Origin of the sequence: Klebsiella sp. ZJOU C1, assembly GCF_035620215.1 — a bacterium.
GTDB classification, from domain to species: Bacteria; Pseudomonadota; Gammaproteobacteria; order Enterobacterales; family Enterobacteriaceae; genus Klebsiella; species Klebsiella variicola.
This window is the reverse complement of record NZ_CP141644.1, coordinates 3129189-3152737: the sequence shown is the minus strand read 5'-3', so window position 1 is coordinate 3152737 and position 23549 is coordinate 3129189. Positions and strand designations below refer to the sequence as shown.

At 60.7% G+C, this 23549-nt stretch carries 19 protein-coding genes and 1 pseudogene; 14 read left to right on the top strand and 6 right to left on the bottom strand.

The annotated features are described in order from the left end of the window. Positions 1-212: 212 nt before the first annotated feature. On the bottom strand, positions 213-2285 hold the full coding sequence (locus SPE70_RS15150; protein WP_072123058.1) for a TonB-dependent siderophore receptor: 2073 nt from the start codon (positions 2283-2285) through the stop codon (positions 213-215). 504 nt (positions 2286-2789) lie between these two features. Here SPE70_RS15150 and SPE70_RS15145 point away from each other — a divergent pair. The 9 genes and pseudogenes from SPE70_RS15145 (at position 2790) to SPE70_RS15105 (ending at position 10831) form a co-directional block, all read left to right on the top strand. Further along, entirely contained in the window at positions 2790-3611 is an 822-nt protein-coding gene (locus SPE70_RS15145; protein ID WP_022066098.1) for an ABC transporter ATP-binding protein, read from the top strand. Then, positions 3608-4633, top strand: coding sequence for a FecCD family ABC transporter permease (locus SPE70_RS15140; RefSeq protein ID WP_064170327.1), 1026 nt, complete (start codon positions 3608-3610; stop codon positions 4631-4633). Before SPE70_RS15145 ends, SPE70_RS15140 begins: the two co-directional genes overlap by 4 nt. After that, on the top strand, positions 4630-5682 hold the full coding sequence (locus tag SPE70_RS15135) for a FecCD family ABC transporter permease (protein WP_072123059.1): 1053 nt from the start codon (positions 4630-4632) through the stop codon (positions 5680-5682). Before SPE70_RS15140 ends, SPE70_RS15135 begins: the two co-directional genes overlap by 4 nt. Continuing rightward, positions 5672-6649, top strand: a complete 978-nt coding sequence (locus SPE70_RS15130) for an iron-siderophore ABC transporter substrate-binding protein (RefSeq protein WP_163594491.1) — start codon at positions 5672-5674, stop codon at positions 6647-6649. Before SPE70_RS15135 ends, SPE70_RS15130 begins: the two co-directional genes overlap by 11 nt. Beyond that, positions 6615-7548 (top strand): annotated as a pseudogene (locus SPE70_RS15125) (MurR/RpiR family transcriptional regulator). Before SPE70_RS15130 ends, SPE70_RS15125 begins: the two are co-directional and overlap by 35 nt. 92 nt (positions 7549-7640) lie before the next feature. Next, positions 7641-8408: a basic amino acid ABC transporter substrate-binding protein gene (locus tag SPE70_RS15120; RefSeq protein WP_004203029.1), complete on the top strand. Its 768-nt coding sequence runs from the start codon at positions 7641-7643 to the stop codon at positions 8406-8408. Between the two features lie 63 nt (positions 8409-8471). Beyond that, entirely contained in the window at positions 8472-9236 is a 765-nt protein-coding gene (locus tag SPE70_RS15115) for an amino acid ABC transporter permease (RefSeq protein ID WP_008804505.1), read from the top strand. After that, complete coding sequence (locus SPE70_RS15110; RefSeq protein WP_064170351.1) at positions 9223-9945, top strand: amino acid ABC transporter ATP-binding protein; 723 nt, start codon at positions 9223-9225, stop codon at positions 9943-9945. The genes SPE70_RS15115 and SPE70_RS15110 overlap by 14 nt, the downstream gene beginning before the upstream one ends. A 298-nt stretch (positions 9946-10243) precedes the next feature. Next, positions 10244-10831, top strand: coding sequence for a DUF1062 domain-containing protein (locus SPE70_RS15105; protein WP_162822791.1), 588 nt, complete (start codon positions 10244-10246; stop codon positions 10829-10831). A gap of 129 nt (positions 10832-10960) precedes the next feature. On the opposite strand, the gene SPE70_RS15100 is transcribed toward SPE70_RS15105, so the two are convergent. After that, positions 10961-11353, bottom strand: coding sequence for a VOC family protein (locus SPE70_RS15100; protein WP_032733186.1), 393 nt, complete (start codon positions 11351-11353; stop codon positions 10961-10963). A gap of 89 nt (positions 11354-11442) precedes the next feature. Continuing rightward, the gene (locus SPE70_RS15095; protein ID WP_012541437.1) at positions 11443-12642 is read right to left on the bottom strand and encodes an MFS transporter; all 1200 of its coding nucleotides are present in this window, start codon (positions 12640-12642) and stop codon (positions 11443-11445) included. 296 nt (positions 12643-12938) lie between these two features. On the opposite strand from SPE70_RS15095, the gene SPE70_RS15090 reads away from it, so the two are divergent. Further along, entirely contained in the window at positions 12939-14096 is a 1158-nt protein-coding gene (locus SPE70_RS15090; protein ID WP_008804517.1) for a M20 aminoacylase family protein, read from the top strand. 42 nt (positions 14097-14138) lie between these two features. Here the strand turns inward: SPE70_RS15090 and fdhF are convergent, their stop codons facing one another. Then, positions 14139-16289, bottom strand: a complete 2151-nt coding sequence (fdhF, locus tag SPE70_RS15085; RefSeq protein ID WP_012967957.1) for a formate dehydrogenase subunit alpha — start codon at positions 16287-16289, stop codon at positions 14139-14141. 246 nt (positions 16290-16535) lie between these two features. Further along, the gene (locus SPE70_RS15080) at positions 16536-17615 is read right to left on the bottom strand and encodes a malate/lactate/ureidoglycolate dehydrogenase (RefSeq protein ID WP_012967958.1); all 1080 of its coding nucleotides are present in this window, start codon (positions 17613-17615) and stop codon (positions 16536-16538) included. A gap of 303 nt (positions 17616-17918) precedes the next feature. On the opposite strand from SPE70_RS15080, the gene SPE70_RS15075 reads away from it, so the two are divergent. The 3 genes from SPE70_RS15075 to SPE70_RS15065 all read left to right on the top strand — a co-directional run bounded on the left by SPE70_RS15075 (position 17919) and on the right by SPE70_RS15065 (position 21914). After that, positions 17919-19007: an ABC transporter substrate-binding protein gene (locus SPE70_RS15075; RefSeq protein ID WP_324726345.1), complete on the top strand. Its 1089-nt coding sequence runs from the start codon at positions 17919-17921 to the stop codon at positions 19005-19007. A gap of 74 nt (positions 19008-19081) precedes the next feature. Beyond that, a complete protein-coding gene (locus SPE70_RS15070) occupies positions 19082-20851 on the top strand; it encodes an ABC transporter permease (RefSeq protein ID WP_008804520.1) in 1770 nt (589 codons plus the stop codon). After that, on the top strand, positions 20844-21914 hold the full coding sequence (locus tag SPE70_RS15065; protein WP_008804521.1) for an ABC transporter ATP-binding protein: 1071 nt from the start codon (positions 20844-20846) through the stop codon (positions 21912-21914). The genes SPE70_RS15070 and SPE70_RS15065 overlap by 8 nt, the downstream gene beginning before the upstream one ends. A 7-nt stretch (positions 21915-21921) precedes the next feature. Here SPE70_RS15065 and SPE70_RS15060 read toward each other — a convergent pair whose 3' ends face one another. Then, entirely contained in the window at positions 21922-22293 is a 372-nt protein-coding gene (locus SPE70_RS15060; protein ID WP_064142188.1) for a VOC family protein, read from the bottom strand. A 500-nt stretch (positions 22294-22793) separates the two neighbouring features. Between SPE70_RS15060 and SPE70_RS15055 the strand changes: the two genes are divergently transcribed. Continuing rightward, entirely contained in the window at positions 22794-23549 is a 756-nt protein-coding gene (locus tag SPE70_RS15055; protein WP_004175724.1) for a gluconate 2-dehydrogenase subunit 3 family protein, read from the top strand.

Below are 23549 nucleotides of genomic sequence, written 5' to 3'. Positions count from 1 at the left end.
CAGGCTATGCAGTTGTAGGCCGGCGCAAGCGCAGCGCCGCCCGGCAATGAACATCCGGCGCCAGGCGCCACATTTTTGCCCGGTGGCGGCTGCGCCTTACCGGGCCTACGAACTCGACAGGAAGGGGAAGGACCCCAGGCTATGCAGTTGTAGGCCGGCGCAAGCGCAGCGCCGCCCGGCAATGAACATCCGGCGCGACGCCATGGTCCGGCTTAAAAATCCATCTTCACCGTGAACTGCACTTCGCGCGGGTCGCCAATCTGGTTGCCGAGGTTATTGGTGCCGATCGAGGAGGTGTAATAGGTCTTATCAAACAGGTTCTTCACATTCACCTGCAGCGTCACCGGATACTGCAGCTTCATCTTATAGGCGGCGAACACATCCGCCACCGCATAGCCCTGCAGATAATAATCCGCGCCGTTGGTGCCGGAGCGCTTGCTGACCGCATGGCCGCCGCCGCCGACGGTCAGGGTGTTGCTGTTATAGACGTTATGAATGTCATAGGTCAGGAACAGCGAACCGGTATGTTTTGGTACGTTTGGCAGCGGTTTCCCGGCGTAATCCGGATCTTCCAGCACTTTGGCGTCGGTGTAGCCGTAGCTGGCGATCACGCTGAGGTTATCGGTGATGGACCCCGCCAGATCCACTTCCACGCCCTGGGAACGCACCTTGCCCGCCGTTTTGGCCACCGTCTCATCACCAATGCTCTCGGTGTACAGCACGTTACGCTTATGAATATCAAACAGCGCGATATTGGCGGTAATGCCGTTTAACAGGTCGAATTTGGCGCCCACTTCGTAAGAGGTGGACTCTTCCGGCGGCAGTTCGCCGATATAGCTGGCGATCGATGACTGTGGCATAAACGATTGGGCGACGTTGGCGAACAGGGAGACGTTCGGCGTCACCTTGTAGACCAGGCCGGCTTTCGGCGTCCATTTCTCATCGCGGCTGTCGGTATTGACGTTAAACGGTCGGCCTTTACCGGCGTACTGGGTGTAGTACTGGTAGCGCACGCCAGCGACCGCGATCCAGTTGTCAGTCAGGTACAGCGCGTCCTGCACGTATGCGGCATAGCTCTCCTGCTGGATACGCTGATCGCTGTCGGAGGCGGAGACGGTATTACAGGTGTCGAGGGTGCCGTAGACCGGATGATAGATGTTAAAGCCTTTCACGTTCTTGCAGCGCAGCATATCGGTGCGCAACAGATCGTAATTCTCATAGGCGACGCCGGTCAGCAGTTCGTTATAAAAACCGCCTACCACCACGTTGCCCTGCAGGTCGGCGCGGGTGGAGTGCATCTTCTGCGTTGAACCGTGGGTACCGTCGACCCGGCGGGTGAGGTTGCCGGTCGCCGAATCATAGGCCACCACCCGCGCCTGGTTATCGTTGTAATTATCCTGGCTGTAGCTGTAGTCGAAGCGCGCGGTCCAGGCGTCGTTAAGGCGATACTCGGCGTTAAGCTGAGCGAGATCGGAATAGCCATCGGTAATATTAAACGCTTCATCGAAGCGGGTTTTGCGATCGACGTTCACCGCATGGCCGGTATTCAGATCGAAAATAGTGCCGCGGTCAAAAGGCGCGCTGTAGTCGCGGTGCGAATAGGACGCGGTCACCGTCGCCCGTTCACCAAACCAGGTCAGGGAAGGGGCGATAAAGCTGCTTTTGTTTTTACCAAAATTGCGCCAGTAATCCTCATTCTGGTATTCCCCAATCAGCCGGTACGCCAGATTCGTGCCTTCGATGGGGCCGGTGACGTCGAAGCTGCCGGTACCGCCGCCAAAGCTGGTGGACGTCGCGGAAACCGAACCGGAGAACTGCCGCTCAGGCCGTTTGGTGATGACGTTGATCAGCCCGCCGGGGTCGAGGATACCGTACAGCGTCGAAGCTGGCCCCTTCAGGACTTCCACCCGTTCGGTGGCGGCGTTAAAACTGCGTGGCAGCACGGTGCGCAGACCGTTGGTCATGATCGAGCCGTCGCGGTTGGCGCCGAAGCCGCGGCGGGTAAAGGCGTCCTGGGTACCGCCGAGGGTGTTGGTCTGCACCACGTTAGCGACGTTATACAGCGCCTCATCGAGTGAGGTGGCGTGCTGATCTTCGAGAACCCGATCGCTGACGGTATTAACCACCTGCGGAATATCCAGCAGCGGCATCGAGGTCAGCGTCGCGGTGGCGGAGCTGAGTGGCTGATAGCCGCTGGTGGCGCTCTGCTGCGCGCCGTCGGCCACCACGGTGATGGTCTCTTCCGCGTCGTTATTACTTTTCGCCGCGCTATTGTCGGCGGCCATTAATCCCGGTGAGGCTAAAAAAAGAAGCGAAAAAAGCGCGCGCCCTTGCAACGCTCTGCAGGCGACATGGGGTTGAGTCATTATCTGTTTCTCGTGAACGAATCTGCCTTTGCGGTCAGATTAAGCCAATAAAATCATTGCCCTGAATAATAAAAGCACTCTGTTTAGCGTCTGAACGCGCCTTCAGATGTGTAATTGAGAATCATTCAATCATGAAGGGATGTAGTAGTAAATGTTATGTAAGATAAAAAATTGGCGGTGGGAAATGGCGGGGTTATCACGTCTTTTCAATGAGGTGGTTTGTTGTTATTTTATTGATATTAAATGATTTTATTGGTTTTACTGTTGCGCAGTCTCGCTGTAGTGCTCGCGACGGACGGATGACGATGGCGAGTATTGACTACTACATCTATCCCCGTCATGATCAAAAGAGAATGAGATTTATTTTTGTTTGACTGCAGACTGTTCAGCGATGGCTGGAACGCTGCGGCGCAGGAGCGAGTTATGCCACAGCGGGTGAAACCTGCAGAGCAGGGGATCGTACTGGATGCCCTGTCGGCCGGATACGGCCAGACCCTGATCGTTGACGATATCAACCTGACCATTCCCACCGGCAAAATGACGGTGCTGGCCGGGGCGAACGGCTCCGGTAAATCCACGCTGCTCTCGACCATCGCCAGAATGCTGAAACCGCTCGGCGGCTGCGTGCGTCTGGACGGGCAAGCCATTCACCAGATGCCGACGAAAGCCGTCTCGCGCCAGCTGGGCATCCTCCCGCAATCGCCGCTGACCCCGGAAGGGTTAACGGTTTTCGAGCTGGTCTCGCGCGGGCGCTACCCATGGCAAGGGCTGATGCGCCAGTGGTCCGAGGCCGATGAGCTGGCGGTGGAGGAGGCGCTGCGCTTAACCGGTACCGCCGAATTCGCCCATCTGCCGGTGGACAGCCTCTCCGGCGGCCAGCGTCAGCGCTGCTGGATCGCCATGGCGCTGGCCCAGCAAACGGCCACCATTCTGCTCGATGAGCCGACCACCTGGCTCGATCTGCGCTATCAGGTCGATATCCTCGAGCTGCTCCAGACTCTCACCCGCGAACATGGCCGCACGGTGGTGACGGTGCTCCATGACCTCAACTTTGCCGTGAACTACGCCGATCTGCTGGTATTCCTCAAACAGGGGCGCATCGCCGGCATGATTAGCGACAACGATGTCTGTAGCCCTGAGCTGATTAAACGCGTGTTTGACGTTGACGTGCAGATGTCGATTAACCCGCAAACCGGCAAACCGTTCTTTATGCCGTTTCGCGCCCGCCAGGCCGTTGACGCATGAGCGCCGCCGTTCTGTACGCCGCGCGGCGTCATGCCCGCCCCCGACTGGCGCTCTTGCTGCTAACGCTACTGCTTATCGCCGCCTCGCTGGTGCATCTTGGCTTAGGCGCCCGCTGGATAGCCCCACAGACGGTGCTGCAGGCGCTGCTGGAGTACAATCCGCGCAACTTCGACCAGCGAATCATCGTCGATCTGCGCCTGGTGCGGCTGGCGGCAGCGCTGCTGACCGGCGCGGCGCTCGGCGTCGCCGGGCTGCTGCTGCAGACGGTGATCCGTAACCCACTTGGCGAGCCGCATATTCTCGGCCTTAACGCCGGCGCCTCGCTGGCGGTAGTGGCGACCTCGGCGCTGGGCCTGTCTCTCGGCGCTTTTCCCGCCGGGCGCCCGCTGACCGCCGCCTGCGGCGCGGGGCTGCTGTTCGGTGGCGTGATGGCGCTGGCCTCTGCCGGGCGCGGCGGGGCGACGCCGCTGCGCATCACGTTGTGCGGAGTGGCGCTGTCAGCGTTTGCGTCGGCGGTGACGGCGGCGATATTGATCCTCGATGAACAGACGCTGCTGGCGATGCGTACCTGGCTGGCCGGCGACCTGGCCGGACTGAACTGGAGCACGCTGCAGACGGCGCTGGTTCCGGCGCTGATCGGCCTTGGCGTCGCGCTGCTCATTGCCCCACGGCTTAATGTGCTGGCGCTGGGGGATAAGGTGGCGCTGGGCCTTGGCATTAATCTCGTCCAGACGAGGCTGCTGGGTCTGCTGGCGATTGCGCTGCTGTGCGGCGCGGCGGTGGCGGTGGCCGGGCCGATCGGCTTTGTCGGGCTGGTGGTGCCGCACGTGGTGCGCCGTCTGGTGACGGAAGATATCCGTCTGGCGCTGCCCCTGGCGGCGCCGGTGGGGGCGCTGGTGCTGGTGCTGGCGGACATCGCCGCCCGGACGCTGATCGCGCCGCAGGAGCTGGCGACCGGGGCGATGACCGCCCTGGTGGGCGCGCCGCTGTTTATCTTTATCGCCGCGAGGTTTTTTAAATGACGCGCGCCGTTCACCGGGCCGGTTTTCGGCCGCTGGTTATCGCCTCCCGCCAGCTGCTGCTGCGCCCGGCGGCGCTCAACATTGCCGCCATCATGATGCTGATGCTGCTGGCGCTCGGGCTGTACAGCCTCAGCCGCGGCAGCTTTCCGTTGCCCGCGTCGACGCTGGCGCGGGCCCTGCTGGCGCCGCAGGATATGGGCGAGCAGCCGCGCTTTATTCTGTTTGATATCCGCCTGCCGCGGATCCTGATGGCGCTGCTGTGCGGGGCCATGCTGGGGATGGCCGGCGCGGCGATGCAGAGCATCACCCGTAACGGGCTGGCCGACCCGGGGCTGATTGGCGTCAAAGAGGGGGCCAACATCGTGGTGCTGGCGCTGGTGCTGTTTTTCCCGGCGGTAGGCCTGGTCTGGCGGCCGCTGGCGGGGATGGTCGGCGGCGTGGCGGTGGCCCTGCTGGTCCTGACGCTGGCGCGCGACTGTTCGCGGCCACGCTTTATTTTAATTGGCATCGGCGTCTCCTGGACCCTGGCGGCAGCGGTCGGCATCTTTATGACCACCGCCGACGTTCGCGACGTGCAGACGGCGATGATCTGGCTGGCGGGCAGCCTGCAGGCCGCCACATGGCCGCTGCTGGCGGTGGCCTTTTGCTGGGCGCTGCCCGGGGCCATCATCCTGTTCTGTACCGCCCGGGCGGCGGACGTGGCGCTGCTGGGCGACCGGACCGCCATCGGCCTCGGCGTACGTCTGCAGCAGGTGACGATGCTGCGCTTTTTCGCGCCGGTGCTGCTGACCTCGGCCAGCGTCTCCTGCGTCGGCAGCCTGGGATTTGTGGGCCTGATGGCGCCGCATATGGCGCGTTTTGTGCTGCGCGGCGGCCAGGTATCGCTGCTGTGCGGCAGCGCGCTGATTGGCGCCTTGCTGGTGCTGGTAACCGATACCCTTGGCCGGCTGGCGTTTGCCCCGCTGCAGATCCCGGCGGGGATTGTCATTGCCCTGGTGGGCTGCCCATTCTTTGTTGTCTTGCTCTGGCGTCGCCGTGATGCCCTTTAACCAGGAAGGTAGTATGCGTTGGTTCGTCTCATTGCTGCTGTTGCTGACGGGGGCCGTCAGCGCCGCCGCCCCACAAACTCAAACTTTCACCGATGATTTAGGCCGCACGGTCACCGTCCCGCTGCATCCGCAACGCATTGTTTCGATGCACGATCTCGATATTACCATTCCGTTGATTGAGCTCGGGGTGCCGCCGATCGCCAGCCACGGCCGGACGCGCCCGGACGGCAGCCACTATCTGCGCGCCAGCGCCCAGCTTACCGGTGTCGATTTCGACAACAGCGATATCCGCTTTATTGGCACCGCCGATATCGATCTGGAAGCGGTAGCCGCCGCAAAGCCGGATCTGATTATCACCGAGCCCAGCCGCCACGTGTCGGTAGAGCAGCTGGAGAAGATTGCCCCGACGGTGAGCATCGACCATCTGCAGGGTAGCGCCCCGGAGATTTACCGCAAGCTGGCGCAGCTGACCGGCACCCAGTCGCGGCTGGCGATCCTTGAGCGCCGCTATCAGGAACAAATCAAACAGCTGAAAGCGATGGTCAACCCACCGCAGTACAGCGTCTCCGTGATCCAGGCGAACAACGGCAAGGTCACGGTGCATCATTCGTATCATGCGCTGGGCCGGGTGCTGCGCGACGCCGGGTTCCGCTTTCCGCCGCTGATTGAGCGGATCCCCGACGGTCAGCGCATTGACGTCAGCGCTGAACAGTTGCCGGAGCTGGACGCCGATTTTGTCTTCGCCACCTGGCGGTCGGATACCGGCGGTAAGCCGCAGGATGAGCTGCAGGCGATGGAAGGCGTGATGCCCGGCTGGTGTGACTTTTTGCGTGCCTGCCGCACCGGGCACTATATTTTGCTGCCACGGGAAGAGGTGATCTCTAACTCCTACGCCGCGCTGTCTCTGATGGTGGCCCAGGTGCAGTCGCATATTGCCGGCAGGCCCATCCCGGCGGAGGCCAAATGAAAAGCGCGGTAAAAAAAGAGAAGGGCAAAGTCGATCTGTTCGGCGAACGCTATCGCGCCCGGGCGCACCAGCTTTCCCCCCGGCTGCGGGCCGTGGTCAGCTATATCAACGACAACCGCGAGGTGGTGCTGGAGCATACGGCGATGGAGATCGCCACGGCGACCCAGACCTCCGACGCCACGGTGGTACGCGCCATCCAGGCGCTGGGTTTCGCCGGGCTGCGCGAGCTTAAGCAGACCATGGAGCGCTGGTTCGGCACCTCGGTCACCTCGGCGGAAAAGATGCGCTCGACGGTCACGGCGCTCTCCAGCGACGTCAACTCCAGTATTGATTTTGTGCTTGAAGGCCATCAGCGGGTCTGCGAGGTCCTGTCGCGGGCCGACAACCGCGCGGCGGTGGCCCAGGCGGTGGCATTGCTCAGCGACGCGCGCCAGGTAGGGATCTTCGGCATCGGCGCCTCGGGGATCCTCGCCGAGTACACCGCCCGGCTGTTCAGCCGCATTGGCCTGCCGGCGTATGTGCTGAACCGCACGGGCTTTAGCCTCGCCGAGCAGCTTATCGGCCTGCAGCGCGGCGATGTGCTGATCATGATGGGGCAAAAATCCCCCCATCGCGAAGGGATGACCACCCTGCGCGAGGCGAAGCGGCTGGGTATCCCGACGATCCTGCTGACCCAGGCGGTGGACTCGCGCTTCAGCCAGGAGGCGCAGGTGGTGATCGACGTCCCGCGCGGCGGGGACAGCAGCCGGATGCCGCTGCACGGCACGGTGCTGGTCTGCCTGGAGATGATTGTCCTGTCGGTGGCCTCCACCACGCCACAAAAAACGGTGAAATCCCTGAAACGAATCAACGACCTGCACAGGGCCATCGGTAAATCCGGCGGTAAACGGGGCAGTTGAAGAGATAATTCACCAGCGGGAAGGTTTCCGGTTGCATATAAAAGTCAGTGTGTGTATTTTTATGCAAAATAAATGCATAAAAAGGAAATCTCATGGTCAAGAATTTGCTCAAGGCGTGTTTCATGATGGCCGCGCTGACGGCAGCCGGACAGGCGGCTGCGGAAACCTATACCGTTGGCTCCGGCGGCACCTACCGGCCGTTTGAATTTGAAAACAGCCAGAAACAGCTGGAAGGTTTCGACATCGACATCATCAAAGCCATCGCTAAAGCCGAAGGCTTTGACGTCAAGCTGGTCAATACCCCATGGGAAGGCATCTTCGCCACGCTGAACACCGGCGACCGCGATATCATCATCTCCGGGATCACCATCACCGATAAACGCAAACAGATGGTCGATTTCTCCGCGCCGTACTTCCCGGCCGAGCAGTCTATCGTCGTCGCCCAGGACTCGAAGGTGGATTCGCTGGCGGCCCTGAAAAACGAGAAGGTCGGGGTGGTGAACTCCAGCACCGGCGATATCGTGGTTTCTGAGGTGCTGGGCAAAAACAGCACCGCGATCAAGCGTTTCGACAATACCCCGCTGATGCTTCAGGAGCTGTTTGAGGACGGCGTCAGCGCCGCGGTTGGCGACGTCGGGGTGGTGAAGTACTACATCAAACAGCACCCGGAGAAGCAGTTCAAGCTGGTGCCGGATGCCAAATTTGAGCGTCAGTATTTCGGTATTGCGGTGGCGAAAGGCAACAGCGAACTGCTGGGCAAGATCAACGCCGGGCTGCAAAAGATTGTTGCTGACGGGACTTACGCCAAAATCTATAAAACCTGGTTCGACGACAACGTGCCGACGCTGCCAGCGCAATAATCCACCTTTTTCAGTGACCACGGCTATCGCCCAGGCGATAGCCGTATTTTTTAGGGAAGGACTATGACGGGATTCCGTTGGGAGATCATCGAGGAGTACGGCCCGCTGTTTGTGGACGGCGCCCTGATGACAATTAAATGTACCATTATCTGCGTGATCCTCGGGACGCTGTGGGGGTTAACTCTCGGTCTCGGGCGGATGGCGAAGGCCGAGCACGGGCCGTGGAAATATATTCTCCGCTACCTGGTGCAGTTTCCGGTGCGTTTTTACGTTAGCGCCTTCCGCGGTACGCCGCTGTTTGTGCAGATTATGGTGGTGCACTTTGCGCTGGTGCCGCTGTTTATCAACCCGCGCGACGGCCTGCTGGTAACCGGCGGCCTGATGAGCGCTGACTTTGCCCGCGAGCTGCGCGCCAGCTACGGGGCGTTCCTCTCCTGCATCGTGGCGATCACCCTTAACGCCGGAGCCTATGTGTCGGAGATTTTCCGCGCCGGCATCCAGTCGATCGACAAAGGGCAGATGGAGGCCTCCCGCGCGCTGGGCATGCCGTGGTGGAAAACCATGCGCAAGGTGATCCTGCCGCAGGCGTTTCGCCGCATTCTGCCGCCGCTGGGCAATAACGCCATTGCCATTGTTAAAGACTCGTCGCTGGCTTCGGCGATTGGCCTGGCCGATCTGGCCTACGCCGCGCGCACCGTCTCCGGCGCCTACGCCACCTACTGGGAACCCTACCTGACCATCTCCCTGGTCTACTGGGTGATCACCTTCCTGCTGGCGCAGCTGGTTAACCGTCTGGAAAAGAGGTTTGGCAAAAGTGATTCACATTAATAACTTACATAAGCGCTTCGGCGACAGCCACGTGCTGCGCGGCATTAGCTGCGAAATTAAACCGCAGGAAGTGGTGTGCATCATCGGCCCGTCCGGCTCGGGAAAAAGTACCTTCCTGCGCTGCATGAATGCCCTGGAGACGGTCAGCGAAGGCGAGGTGGTGGTTAACGGCTTTGCCGCCCACGACCGGACCACCGACCTCAACAAGATGCGCGAAAGCGTCGGCATGGTGTTCCAGCGCTTTAACCTGTTCCCGCATATGACGGTGCTGGAAAACCTGATTATGGCGCCGATGAATCTGCGTAATATGCCGCGCCAGCAAGCGATCGACCTGGCGGACGCCTTGCTGGCGAAAGTGGGCTTAAGCGATAAGCGCGACGCCTGGCCCTCGAGCCTGTCCGGCGGCCAGCAGCAGCGGGTAGCCATCGCCCGTGCGCTGGCGATGAAGCCGTCGATTATGCTGTTCGATGAGCCCACGTCGGCGCTGGATCCGGAGCTGGTGGGCGACGTGCTGGAGGTGATGAAAAACCTCGCCAGCGAGGGGATGACCATGGTGATCGTGACTCACGAAATGGGCTTTGCCCGTGAAGTAGCCGACAGGGTGATCTTCATCGACCAGGGCGTGATTCAGGAAGAGGGCAAGCCGGGGCAGATCTTTAGCGCGCCGAGCAACCCACGCACCGCCGCGTTCCTCAGCAAGGTGCTGTAAACCGAGCGGGCTGGCGCCAGGCCAGCCCGCTGAGCATTCTGGGTGTATTGACGAAGCTTTTAATCATCCGCGCAAACATTGACTGGGCTCATATATCCCGCGATAACCCCTTTGTTAATCTCAGGGTGCCGATGAGGACTTCTCCAGGAAAATAACGTTGGAAATCTTTTTTTAACCCACTGAAAAATAGCGATTAACTATTTTTCATACGCCAAAAATCATGGTCCGTTAATAACGGACTCGGTTTCGTATGGGTTAAAAAAGGTACGTTATGACAGTTACATGGACGGTCACGCCCGTGGGGTATCAGCACATTGCCAAACGCTGCCCCGCCTGCAATGTAAAACGCGACTTCGCGCCTTCCGGCGCCATCCGGGTGAATTCGCAAAAGAAGCTGCTGGATATCTGGAGCATCTATAAATGCACGCGCTGCGATTACACCTGGAATATCGCCCTGTTTTCCAGGCTGCACGTCAGCAAGATAAACCGTGAACTGCTTCAGCGCCTGAGGCAGAACGATGCAGCCATGGTTCACTATTATGCCGCTGACCTCGCGACGCTGAAGCGCAACCGCGCCGAGCCGTCGGGGCAACCTGATTTTCGTATTCACGAGCAATGGTCGGTTACGTTGATGGCATGTCAGCGGATAACGGTGCGCGTCAGAGTCAGTCAGCCATTTCGCATCAGCCTGCTATCAATACTGAAAAAACAGCTCAAGCTGAGTACGGCTGAAATCCGGTGGTTGGTCGCGACAGGGCATATCGAGGGTATTCCACTAAAACAGCTCAAGACGAAAAAGCTGAAGGCGATGGAATATCATTTTCAGCTGGCGGCGGAAACGCTGTATGCGCGACGCCGAATTGTGCTTAAGCGGCACCGTAGCTAACCCGACGGCTCAGAAAATCCGCCGTGCTTGAGCTGCTGGCTATTCCATTTTCGGTGAAATAAGGACGGCGAAGTTGGCCGTCCTGACTCCCTTATCTCCGCCTGAAAAAGTCACCTCCGCTGCAGCCATTCAATCTGCAGACGCATAATAAACAAACGCCAGCTTATTGCCGTCGGGATCGCGGAAGTAGGCGCTGTGAAAAGCGTCGCCATACTGCGGCCGGTGACCGGGAGCGCCTTCGTCACGTCCGCCGAGTTGCAGGGCGAGGGCATGCAGTTCCGCAATATGCTCGACGGAGCGGGCGTTAAGCGCCACCATCGTTCCATTACCCACCCCGGCAGGCTGCTGGTCAAAAGGAACGCCCACGCACAGCCCGCAGGTGTGATTGCCGTTGAAGGTGCCCCAGGACGCCCCCTGTTCGTTACGGCCGGCTTTGACGTGTCCCAGCAGCGCCATTAACGGGTCATAGAATTTGATGGCGCGTGGCAGGTCATTGGTTCCAAGCATGATGTATGAAAACATGATGTCCTCCTGGAGCAGGTTTGATGGCGTAAAACCTCAGCCTGGTTGCTGGCGAGCGGGCTGGCTGGCGCCAGGCCAGCCCCTCAAAACTACCGTGCGGACTCCGTCGCCTCGTCCATCTCCTCTTCCTGCTCACTGGCAAGCAGGGTTTTCTCGTTTTTGCATAGACATTGAATCAACAGGAACAGCACGCCGCTGGCCACCAGGGTGACGATCAGGCCATCGTAGCCGGTGATGCCGATCAGCATGCCGCTGACTACCGGCCCGGCGACGCTGCCGGCGGACCAGAAAAAGCCGAACAGGGCGTTAATCATAATCAGCTTCTGCCCATTGAAGGTTTTCCCCGCCCGCACCAGCGACAGGGTATAAAGCGCGCCCGCGGCGGCGCCCAGCAGCAGGCAAATGGCCATCAGCTGAATGCGCGAGCCGAGCATCAGCGGCAGGGCCAGCAGCGACAGGCTGAAGACTACCGCGCAGGACAGATGCACGCGGCGAATGCCGACCCGGTCAGCCAGCCAGCCGAGCGGGGTCTGGAACATCGCATCCCCGGTGAGCACCACGGTGACCAGCAGCACCGCCATCCCTTCATTCAGCCCTTTGTCCATGCCGTACAGCGGCAGCAGGGCAAGGATGCTGGCGTCAAAGAAGGCGAAGCAGAAGACCCCGGAGGCAAGTACCGGCAGGAAAGCGCCGAGGCTGCGCCAGCTGGCGCGCTCCCCAAGGCTTTCGCGGGTGCCAGTGGGCAGATGGCGCAGCATCAGCAGGCAGACGGCGGTGACCGCGACGATCGCCATCAGCGCCGAGGCCTGCCAGGCGGGGCCGACGGAGATCAGTAACGGCCCGGCCAGCTGGCAGCCGGTAAAGGCCGAGGCGTAGATGCCGGTGAGGGTGGCGCGCTGGCTGCCCGCCGCGCCGCCGGTGATCCAGCTTTCGCCCAGCACGATAATGACCCCGGAGGCCAGGCCGGTCAGCAGGCGCGGCAGCAAAAGCAGCGTCATATCGGTGGTCATGCATGAGGCGATGGTCGCCAGCGCCAGCAGGATCAGACTGCCGCTCAGCAGCACGCCCATTTCAACGCGCCGGCACAGCGCAGGAGAGAGGAAAGAGGAGATCATCATGCCGGCGGGCGGCAGGGCGGCCAGCAGGCCGACGTACAGCGGCGCGATCTGCTGCTGCGCCAGCTCAAGACTGATTAACGGCACCGTATAGCCGGTGATAAATCCCACGAGCGACGCGGCCATGATCATCGCCAGCGTGGGGGCAAGACGATTCTGGTCTGGGTTAAACATTTTATTTCCGATGACGGAGAGGTCAGTAGTGGATCCTTCGGCAAATTGCCGTCCTGAGTTGCATAATAATTAATCGCCTGGCCGTTGTCACCGTTGAAATCACTACCAAAAAAGGACCGCCGGGCGGCGACAGGGCTGTACGCCGCGCCGCCGCCGCATTTCGTGACGTTGTCAGCGTGTTAACGACAGGATATAACGGAGGGAGCGGCAGCGACCCGACGCCAGTGAGCGACGGGGAAAAAACGCGACGCATGACCGATTATTCAGCATTACGCTATGCAGGAAAGGAGTAATACATGGCCGTATCGCCGTCACTGATCGCCGAAGCCGTTGGCTGGCGACGTGAATTTCACGCCGCGCCCGAGCTCGGATATCAGGAGCAGGAGACCTCGCGCCGCGTTGCAGAGCTGCTGGCCTCGTTTGGGCTGCAGGTACACCGCGGGCTGGCCGGCACCGGCGTCGTGGCGACGCTGGAAAACGGTCCCGGGCCGGTCATCGGCCTGCGCGCCGATATGGACGCCCTGCCGATCACCGAGCTGGGGAGCGTCAGCTATCGCTCGCGCCGTCCCGGGGTGATGCACGCCTGCGGCCACGATGGACACACCGCGATGCTGCTGGCGGCGGCCGCCCATCTGGCGCAGACCCGCCAGTTCAGCGGCACCGTCCACTTTGTCTTCCAGCCGGCGGAAGAGAACCTCGGCGGCGCGCGCAAAATGGTGGAAGAGGGGTTGTTCGAGCGCTTCCCGATGGACGCCATCTACGCGCTGCATAACTGGCCGGGGATCCCCCTTGGCGAAGTGGCGCTCAGCGATGGCGCAATGATGGCCTCGCTGGACGCCTTCGAGATCACCCTGCGCGGAAAGAGCTGTCATGCGGCGATGCCGGAGAGCGGGGCCGATCCGATCGTCGCGGCGGCGCAGCTGATTATGGCGCTGCAGACCATTCCTTCCCGCCGCCTGTCGCCGCAGGATTCCGCGGTGGTCAGTATCACCCAGATAAACGGCGGCGAGGCGATCAACGTCCTGCCGGACACCGTGGTGCTGCGCGGTACCTTCCGCTGCCTGAGCAATCGCGTTCGCGCCCGCGTGCGCGAGCTTATCGAAAGCTATGTGGCGACCCAGCCGCAGGTGTCCGATGTGCAGGGTGAGATTAGCTGGTTCCCGGGCTATCCGGTGACCAAAAACCATGCGCTGCAGGCGCAGCAGGTGCGCGAGGTGGCCGTCGCCACCCTCGGTGCGGAAGCGGTGCGCTGGAACCAGGCGCCGTCGATGGCCTCCGAAGATTTTGCCTGCATGCTGGAGGCCTGTCCGGGAGCCTATTTCTGGATAGGCACCGACGGCGAAACCCCGTCGAAGCCGCTGCATAACGCCAGCTATGACTTTAATGATGCGCTGATTAGTCCCGGGGTGGCCATGTGGGTGGCGCTGGTGGAGAAACAGCTGCCGGCGGCGTAACCCACCGGCAGCGGCAGAGGGAGCGCGGCGCGCTCCCTGAGGTCAGACGTCGGCGGCGGCTTTCAGTCGCGCCTTCATATCGCTGTAGGCCGTCCAGGCGTAGCGCTCCGCCCATTGCTGGTCGGCTATCGCTTCCACTTTCACCGCACAGTATTTGGTTTCCGGTGTTTTGGAGATCGGATCGAGGTTATCCTGGGTCAGCTCATTGCAGGCGCCCACCCACCACTGATAGGTCATATAGACCGCCCCCGGATTGATGCGATCGCTGAGGTCGGCGCGGGTGATCACCTTCCCGCGCCGGGAGCTGACCCACACCAGCTGTTTGTCAGCGATCCCCAGTCGTTGCGCATCCAACGGATTCATCTGCACCCGTCCCGGCTCGTCGGCCAGCGACTGCAGCGCGGCACAGTTGCCGGTCATTGAGCGGCAGGAGTAATGCCCCACCTCCCGCACGGTGCAGAGCACCAGCGGCCACTCGTCATCCGGGCGCTCCGCCGGCGCGCGCCAGGCGGTGGCGAACAGCTGTCCTTTGCCCGATGGGGTATCGAAGCGGTTGTCTTTATACAGCCACGGCGTGCCGGGGTGGTCGAGGGTCGGGCATGGCCACTGGACATGGCCCATATCGCCCATTTTCTCCCAGGTCACGCCGTAGAACAGCGGGCAGAGTTCGCGCATCTCGTCCCAGATCTGCTGGTTGTTCTCATAGTGCATCGGATAACCCATTTCGCTGGCCAGCAGGCTAATGATCTCCCAGTCGCGCTTCACATTCCCCGCCGGAGGGATCGCCTGTTCAAACCGCTGGAACCCACGGTCGGCGCAGGTGAATACGCCGCCGTGCTCGCCCCAGGAGGTGGCCGGCAGCAGGACATCGGCAATTTCCGCCGTTTTGGTCATGAAGATGTCCTGCACCACCACAAAGTCCAGCGCCTCGATGCCTTTGCGCACCAGGCCGAGGTCGGCTTCAGTCTGCAGCGGATCTTCACCCATGATGTAGTAGGCTTTGATCTCGCCAGTCAGCGCTTTATGCGGCACCTCGGTGATGCGGGTGCCGACCTGGTCATCCATCAGCGCCGGGTCGACACCCCAGGCGGCGGCGAATTTCTCCCGCACGGCGGGGTCGGTGACCTCCTGATAACCCGGGAACAGGTTCGGCAGCACGCCCATATCGCAGGCGCCCTGCACGTTGTTTTGCCCGCGGACCGGCCCCACGCCGACGTTCGCCCGCCCCAGGTTGCCGGTGAGCAGCGCCAGGCTTGCCAGACCGCGCACCACGTCCACCGCCTGGCCAAACTGGGTGACGCCCATGCCCCACATAATAGTGGCGGAAGGGGCGGCGGCGAAGATGCGCATCGCCTCTCGGATCGCCTGCGCGCTGACCCCGACAATCGCTTCCACCGCTTCCGGGGCATAATCCTTCACCGCTTCGCGGTAAGCATCCAGCCCTTCGGTATAGCGTTCGACATAGGCTTTGTTGTACAGCTCCTCCTCCAGCAGTACATAGCCGAAGGCATTCACCAGCGCCATGTTGCTGCCGTTGTTGAGCTGCAGATGACGGTCGGCAATGCGCGCGGTTTCAATGCGCCGCGGATCGCAGACGATGATTTTGGCGCCGTTTTCCCGGGCTTTGATCACCCGGCGGGCGACGATTGGATGGGAGTCGGCGCAGTTGTAGCCAAAGACCAGCAGGCATTTCGAGTTTTCGATGTCGCTGATCGAGTTGCTCATCGCCCCGTTGCCCAGCGCCTGCTGCAGCCCGGCGACAGAGGGGCCGTGGCAGACGCGGGCGCAGCAGTCGACGTTATTGGTGTTGAGCACCGCGCGGGCGAACTTTTGCATCACATAGTTGGTTTCGTTGCCGGTGCCGCGCGAGGAGCCGGTGGTCATGATGGCGCGCGGGCCATGCTTCTCTTTGATCTCCCTGAGCTTGCTGGCGGTATAGCGAATCGCCTCCTGCCAGCTGACCGGCGTGAAGGCGCCGCCTTTCTGGTAGCGGATCATCGGTTGTTTGAGACGGGGCGTCAGGAGCTGCGTATCGTTAAGAAAATCCCAGCCGTAGTAGCCTTTCAGACACAGCTGGTTCTGGTTGGTGACGCCGTCGGCGGCTTCCGCGCGAATGATTTTATTGTTGTCGACAACCAGTTTAAGTTTGCAACCCGCCCCGCAGTAGGGGCACACGCTCGTGATTTTTTTCATCAGTAACAGACCTGTTAACAGTGAACAGAGGATCGCTGTCGCGCCGGGCCCGACGGGCAACGATCGCGGTAACGCCTGGTCGTGATGCAGACGCAGGCCTGCTGCGCTATGCAGGTCTTGTGCCAGAATTTAATTTGTTGATTTACATGTGAAAATTAAAATGGTGCGATGACGGGAACGTGACCTCGTCACTAATGACGATGACGCAGAGCGCCGACGTCAGACGCTCTGCGGGGGTAAACGTGGCTAGGCGAGAGGGCGGCACCGGTCGAAGTGCGATTCGCTCAGGCCGACGTCGCGCGCGGCGGCGCAGATAGCCTGCCAGCTGCCGGCATCCAGCGGGATCCCCTGCGCCAGCCGCGCTTCGCGGTTGGCGGCCTCCCATTCGCCGGGCGCCAGCACCGGGGCATCGGCATCGTGCGGCGACTGCTTGCACCATGCGATAAAGGCCTCCGTCTGCGCCTGGCTGTCCGGGGCATCGAACGCGTCCGGGCGCAGGATCACCGTGGTCATGCAGTTAAAGATGGCGTCGACGCTGGTCTGCAGGCTCTCCTGATGGGTGGTTTGCCCCCCGGAGAGCGCGCCGCCGAGCACTTCGCACAGCGTCGCCAGGGCATAGCCTTTGTGCTGGGCGAAGGTGAGCAGGGCGCCCAGCGGCGAGGTCTGCATCACCGCCGGGTCGGTGGTGGGTCGGCCCGCGGCGTCGATCAGGCAGCCGGGGGCCACGGCTTCGCCTTTATGCCAGGCGACGCGGGTTTTACCAAAGGCGATGGCGCTGGTGGCGTAGTCCAGCAGCAGCGGCGGATGGCCCGCGCGGGGAAACACCACGCACAGCGGGTTAGTGCCGAAGCGGCTGTCCTTCCCGCGGAACGGGGCGACCATCGGGTCGCCAATCACGCTGACGAAGTGGATGGAGATCAGCCCGGCGGCGGCGCACTGCTCGGCCCAGTAGCCGATGCGCCCGACGTGATGCGCATTGCGCAGGGCGATTGCCGCCATACCATGCTGCTTCGCCTTTTCAATGCCTAACTGCATCGCTTCGTGGGCGACCACCTGGCCGAAGCCGGCGTTGCCGTCGAGGGTGACCACGGCGCCGGCGTCTTTGGTCACCGTGGCGTGGCGGTTGAGCTGCAGAAAACCACCGGCGTGGGATTTCACGTAGCTTGGGATCATCCCGACGCCGTGGGAGTCATGCCCGGCAAGATTGGCGGCGATCAGATGGTCTGCGACGAGGGTGGCTTCCCCTGAGGTACTGCCGAGATGGGTAAACAGTGAGACGACAAACTGATGCAGATCCGTCGCCAGAAAGCGGTGTCCTGTAGGCACTGATTCTCTCCTGTAGTCTGTTGTTATTTTGTTATGTTTGCCGTTTTATGCTGCGCCGCCAGGCGCAGAAGGTCAAGGGCGGCATCTCCCGGCGGAATGTCACTGCGTCTGTGTCTGCGTCAGGCGACAGGCGATAAAAAACGGGGCCGGGATCGCGTTTTAATTAACGCCATAAACACCACATTTTTAAATTCTGCCAGTGTCACAAAAGCCAGAAAAAAGCCATCCCCGGCGTTGCAAGGGGAGCTGATACCACTATATGTTAAATTTGTGTTTATTAATTGATGATTAAAGGTTGGTATCATGTATAAGAAAATAAGTGGTTTAGTGGTTTCACTGACGGCCGTTTTCGCCTGTGCCGCCTGGGCGGAGGTGCCTGCGGGCTATCCCGCGGATTATCAAAAAACGGTGGATGCCGCCGTAAAAGAGGGCAAGGTGGTTATTTATTCCACCACCGATACCAAAGCGGCCGGGCCGTTAATTAAAGGATTTGAAGCGCAATATCCGGGCGTAAAAGTCGAATATAACGACATGAACAGCACCGAGCTGTATAACCGTTATATCAGCGAGCAGTCCGCCGGGGGCGGCAGCGGGGACGTGGTGTGGAGCTCGTCGATGGATACCGCGCTGAAATTAGCTACCGAATACGCGGAACAATATGCCTCGCCGGAGGTGAAGCAATTACCCGACTGGGCGGTCTGGCAGCAGAAAGCCTATGGCACCACCTACGAGCCGGTGGTGTTTATCTATAACAAACGGCTGATCCCGCAGAATGAGGTTCCGGATTCGCATACCGCGCTGGCAAAACTGATCGCCAGCCAGGCCGATAAATTTAAAGGCAAAGTCACCACCTACGATATCGAAAAATCGGGCCTCGGCTTTATGCTGGCGGTGCAGGACAGCCAGGCCGACGCGAACTATTTTGCCGACCTGGCGAATATCGCTAAAGGCGGTCTGACAGTGCAGTCTTCCACCGGCACGATGATGGAGCGCGTCTCCTCTGGCGAAAACCTGATCGGCTATAACATCCTTGGCTCCTATGCCGAAGCACGGGCGAAAAACGATCCCTCTTTAGGCATCGCCTATCCGAAAGATTACGTGCTGGTGCTCTCCCGCGTTTCGTTTATTAGCCAGGAGAGCGAACATCCCAATGCGGCGAAATTGTGGCTCGACTATGTCTTGTCGGAAAAAGGCCAGCAGATCCTCGCCAGCCAGGCGGATATTCCCTCTATTCGTCGCGATATTGAAGGTAAAAATGATATCGATGGTATGACCGCGCTGTTGGGCAAAGCGTTAAAACCGATCCCGGTCAACGAAACGCTGCTCGATTATTTACAGCCGCAAAAACGTCTGCAGTTTATTAAACAATGGCGCAGCGCCGCCGCGAAATAATCCTCCTTCGGGGCATCGCCGATGCCCCTTATTCACACCCGGCGGGTTTTTTCTCCTGACCAAAGGGATGAACCATGAATGTATTACGCAGAAAGTGGCAGGGGCTGCCGCGCGGCGTGGTGGTGTGCATCACGGCGCTGGTGATTTATGTCCCGCTGTTATTTATTGTGGTGCAGAGTTTTCTCTCCGCGCCATTCTTTTCCCGCTCCAAATCGTGGAGTCTGGAAGCGTTCGCCTTTATTTTTACCGACCCGGATTTTTATCTGGCATTAAGGTCAGGTTTTATTCTGGCCTTTGGCCTGGTGATTATTGCCATTCCGCTGGGCGGTATTTTGGCGTTTCTGATGGTGCGCACCGATTTACCCGGCCGGCGGATCATTGAGCCGCTGATCCTGGTGCCGATCTTCGTCTCGCCGATGGTGCTGGGCTTTGGCTACGTGGTGGCCGCCGGGCCGGTAGGCTTCTTTTCCCAGTGGGCGCAGCAGCTGATCGGCTTTGTGCCGTGGAACATCTACTCGATGTTCAGCATTGTGGTCATCGCCGGCTTAACCCACGTTCCGCACGCCTATCTCTATATCTCTTCGGCGCTGCGCAGCGTCGGTTCCGACGTGGAAGAGGCGGCGCGCACCGTCGGCGCTACCCCGCTGCAGGTGATGACCTCGGTGAGTCTGCCGATGGTGCGGCCATCCATCCTTTACGCCTGCGTGCTGCTCTTCTTCCTCGGTCTGGAGGTTTTCGGTCTGATGCTGGTGCTGGGCGACCCCGAGGGCAACATGGTGCTGGCGACCTATCTTTATAAGCTGACCAACAAGCTCGGCACCCCCTCCTACCATCTGATGGCGGCGGTGGCGGTGGTGCTGATCTGCATTACCATCCCGCTGGTGATGCTCCAGCGGCGACTGATGCGCACCGCCAACCGCTTTGTCACCATGAAGGGCAAGGCGTCGCAGGCGCGGGCGCTGCCGCTGGGCAAATGGCGCTGGGTGGCCGGGGCGGTGGTGGTGGCCTGGCTGACGGTGACCATCGGCGTGCCGCTGCTCGGCGTGGCGCTGCGCGCCTTTATCTCCAACTGGGGCGTCGGGGTGTCGCTGTGGGATGAGCTGTCGCTGGCGACGTTCCACAATATCTGGCAGCAGCCCAACCTGCTGCGGGCAATCGTCAACTCGATGGCTATCGGCATCGTCGGCGGCGCGCTGGCGGTGATCTGCTATCTGTTTGTCGGCATCGCCATGCACCGCAAAGCGGACAACGTCACCCGCTTTCTCGACTACAGCGTGCTGGTCCCGCGTGCGGTGCCGGGGCTGCTGGCCGGGCTGGCCTTCCTGTGGGTGTTCCTGTTTGTGCCGATGTGGCTCGATCAGTCGCTGAAGCACGGCTGGCTCTCGGCGCTGCCGGTGGCCGACTGGCTGCGCGAACACCTTATCGTGCAACTGCGTGCCCTGCGCAACACTATCTTCAGCGTCTGGCTGGCCTACACCGTGGTATGGATGGCTTACGGCCTGCGGCTCATCTCTTCGACGCTGCTGCAGGTGGGCCCGGAGCTGGAGGAGGCGGCGCGCAGCACCGGCGCTTCCCGGGGGCAGATCACCCGCCACGTGACTGTCCCGCTGTCGCGCTATGGGCTGATTGGCTCCTGGCTGCTGATGTTCCTTATCTTTGAGCGTGAGTATTCCACCGGCGTCTATCTGCTGTCGCCGGGTACCGAAACCATCGGCTCGATGCTGGTGTCGCTGTGGGCGGCGGGGGCCATCGATATCGTCGCGGCGCTCTCCTTTATCAATATTCTGCTGGTGGTGATTGGCCTTGGTATCGCCCTGCGCTTTGGAGTGAAATTACATGATTGAGTTATCGGTAGAAAATCTGCATCTCACCTATGGCGACAACCCGGTGCTGAAGGGGGTGTCCATGACGCTTGGCCGGGGAGAGGTGGTGTCGCTGCTGGGGCCTTCGGGAAGCGGCAAAACCACGCTACTGCGGGCGGTGGCCGGGCTGGAAAAACCGACGAGCGGACGGATCGCCATCGGCAACCGCACGGTGTACGACGGCACGCCGCGCAGCGAGATCCCGGCCGAAGAGCGTAACCTGGGCCTGGTCTTTCAGTCCTATGCCCTGTGGCCGCACAAAACGGTGTTCGACAACGTGGCCTATCCGCTGAAGCTGCGTAAAGTGGCTGCGGGGGAGATAAAAGAGCGGGTGCAGCGCGTACTGGATCAGCTGGGGCTGGGGCACCTCGGCAACCGCCATCCGCACCAGCTCTCCGGTGGCCAGCAGCAGCGGGTGGCCATCGGCCGGGCGCTGGTCTACAACCCGCCGGTGATCCTGCTGGATGAACCGCTCTCCAACCTTGACGCCAAACTGCGCGAAGAGGCGCGGGTGTTTCTGCGCGAGCTGATCATCAAGCTGGGCCTGTCGGCGCTGATGGTCACCCACGATCAGAATGAAGCAATGGCCATCTCCGATCGTATTCTGCTGCTGAACAATGGCGTCATTGAGCAGCAGGGGACGCCGCAGGAGATGTACGGCAGCCCGGCGACGCTGTTCGCCGCCGAGTTTATGGGCAGCAATAACCGTCTGCACGGTAAGGTGACGGCGCTGGAAAACGGTCGTGCGAGGGTTGAAGGCGCCAGCTGGACGCTGTGGGGTCGAGCGGGCGAGGGGGTCAGCGTTGGCCAGCCGGCGACGGCGGTGATCCGCGTCGAGCGCCTGCGTCTCGACGGCGCAGCGCAGGATAATAGCCTCCAGCTCCCGCTGCTGACCAGCATGTACCTCGGCGACCGCTGGGAGTACCTGTTCCGTACCGAAGGCGACGACTTTCCGCTGCGCGCCTACGGAACGGCGCTGCGCGATGCCGAACACTGCCATCTGACGCTCCCGGCGGAGGATGTGTGGATTTTTCCGCAGCGGTAACCGCCCGTTAAGACGCCAGATGGCACACGGCTTCAATATTGTGCCCGTCTGGCGCAATCACAAAGGCGGCGTAGTAACTGGCGTGGTAGTTTGGCCGTACCCCCGGCGCGCCGTTGTCCTTTCCTCCGGCGGCCAGCGCCGCCTGCCAGAAGGCATCGACCTGCTCGCGGCTGTCGGCGCGAAAGGCAATGTGCAGCGGCGCCGGTTTTTCCGCACTTTGATAGAGGCATAGAGAGACATCGCCGCTGCCGGCCAGCTCTGCGCCGTAGGTCGGCTCGCCTTCGCCAACCAGCGTTACGCCAAGCGGGGCCAGGGCCTGTAAAAAGAACGCTTTGCTGGCGGCATAGTCGCTAGCGCCGAACTTCACATGATCGAACATATCTACTCTTCTCCTGTGGATGGGGATCGCCAGCTGAACGCGTTAGCCGGGAAATAGATGCAAAATAGTTAACAACGGTTATTAACTTTTTTAACAGCTCAAAATGTTTAATTATTCCTAATACGAGTATTTACAGACGTTTAATCTGCCATGTACCATAAACAAAAAATAACATTTGTGATACAAGTCACTCTTTTATGGCGCATGGGTAAGCTCAGCGCGGTGTGAATGCCGCTGGTTTACCGCCTCAAGGTTATGGCAGCACCCTTCTCACGATGACATTCCGGTGAATTTCTCTCCGATTTCCCGCGTTTCGTTGAGAATCGTCTACTATCCAAACGATAACCCTATAAATGATATCGCCTCTGGCGATGTTTTATCCGACTTGCCGGGCCGGGCCAGACGCTAAGCGGTTTGAAAGCGCAATGGTATCGGTTCCAGCACGACATTCACTGGGTTTGTCTGCGACAAAAACAGTAATTTTCAATGACAGGAATGTGATGATGTCGAGCGAGAAAACCAACAATTCCAGGCGTGATTTCCTGGTGAAATCGATGGCGCTGATCCCGACGGTGGTGATCGGCGGCGCGGGAGCAGGGGCCATTGGCGTGGCCACCAGCGCGACCGCGCAGGCGGCCCCCGCGTCTGAGCCTGCTTCCGGGAACACGGCGGCGGCCAGCGACTGGAAGCCGCAGTTCTTCAACGATCGTGAGTGGGCGTTTATCAACGCCGCCGTCGCTCGCTTAATCCCGGCGGATGAACTCGGTCCCGGCGCCAAAGAGGCCGGCGTCCCGGAGTTTATCGACCGCCAGCTCAATACCCCCTACGCCACCGGCTCCATCTGGTATATGCAGGGGCCCTTCAACCCCGACGTGCCGAAAGAGATGGGTTATCAGCTGCCGCTGGTGCCTAAACAGATCTATAACCTCGGGATCGCTGATGCCGAGGCGTGGTGCCAGGACAAATATCATAAAACCTTCGCTGAACTGAGCAGCGAGCAGCAGGACGAGGCGCTCGGCCTGTGGGAATCCGGCAAAGCCGAGTTCAAACAGCTGCCGGCCTCGCTGTTCTTCACCTATCTGCTACAGAACACCCGCGAAGGGTTCTTCAGCGACCCGATCCATGGCGGCAATAAAGGCATGGTCGGCTGGACGCTGATTAATTTTCCCGGCGCGCGCGCCGACTTTATGGACTGGGTTGAACGGGGCGAACGCTACCCCTTCCCGCCGGTATCAATTAATGGGGAGAGGGCGTAA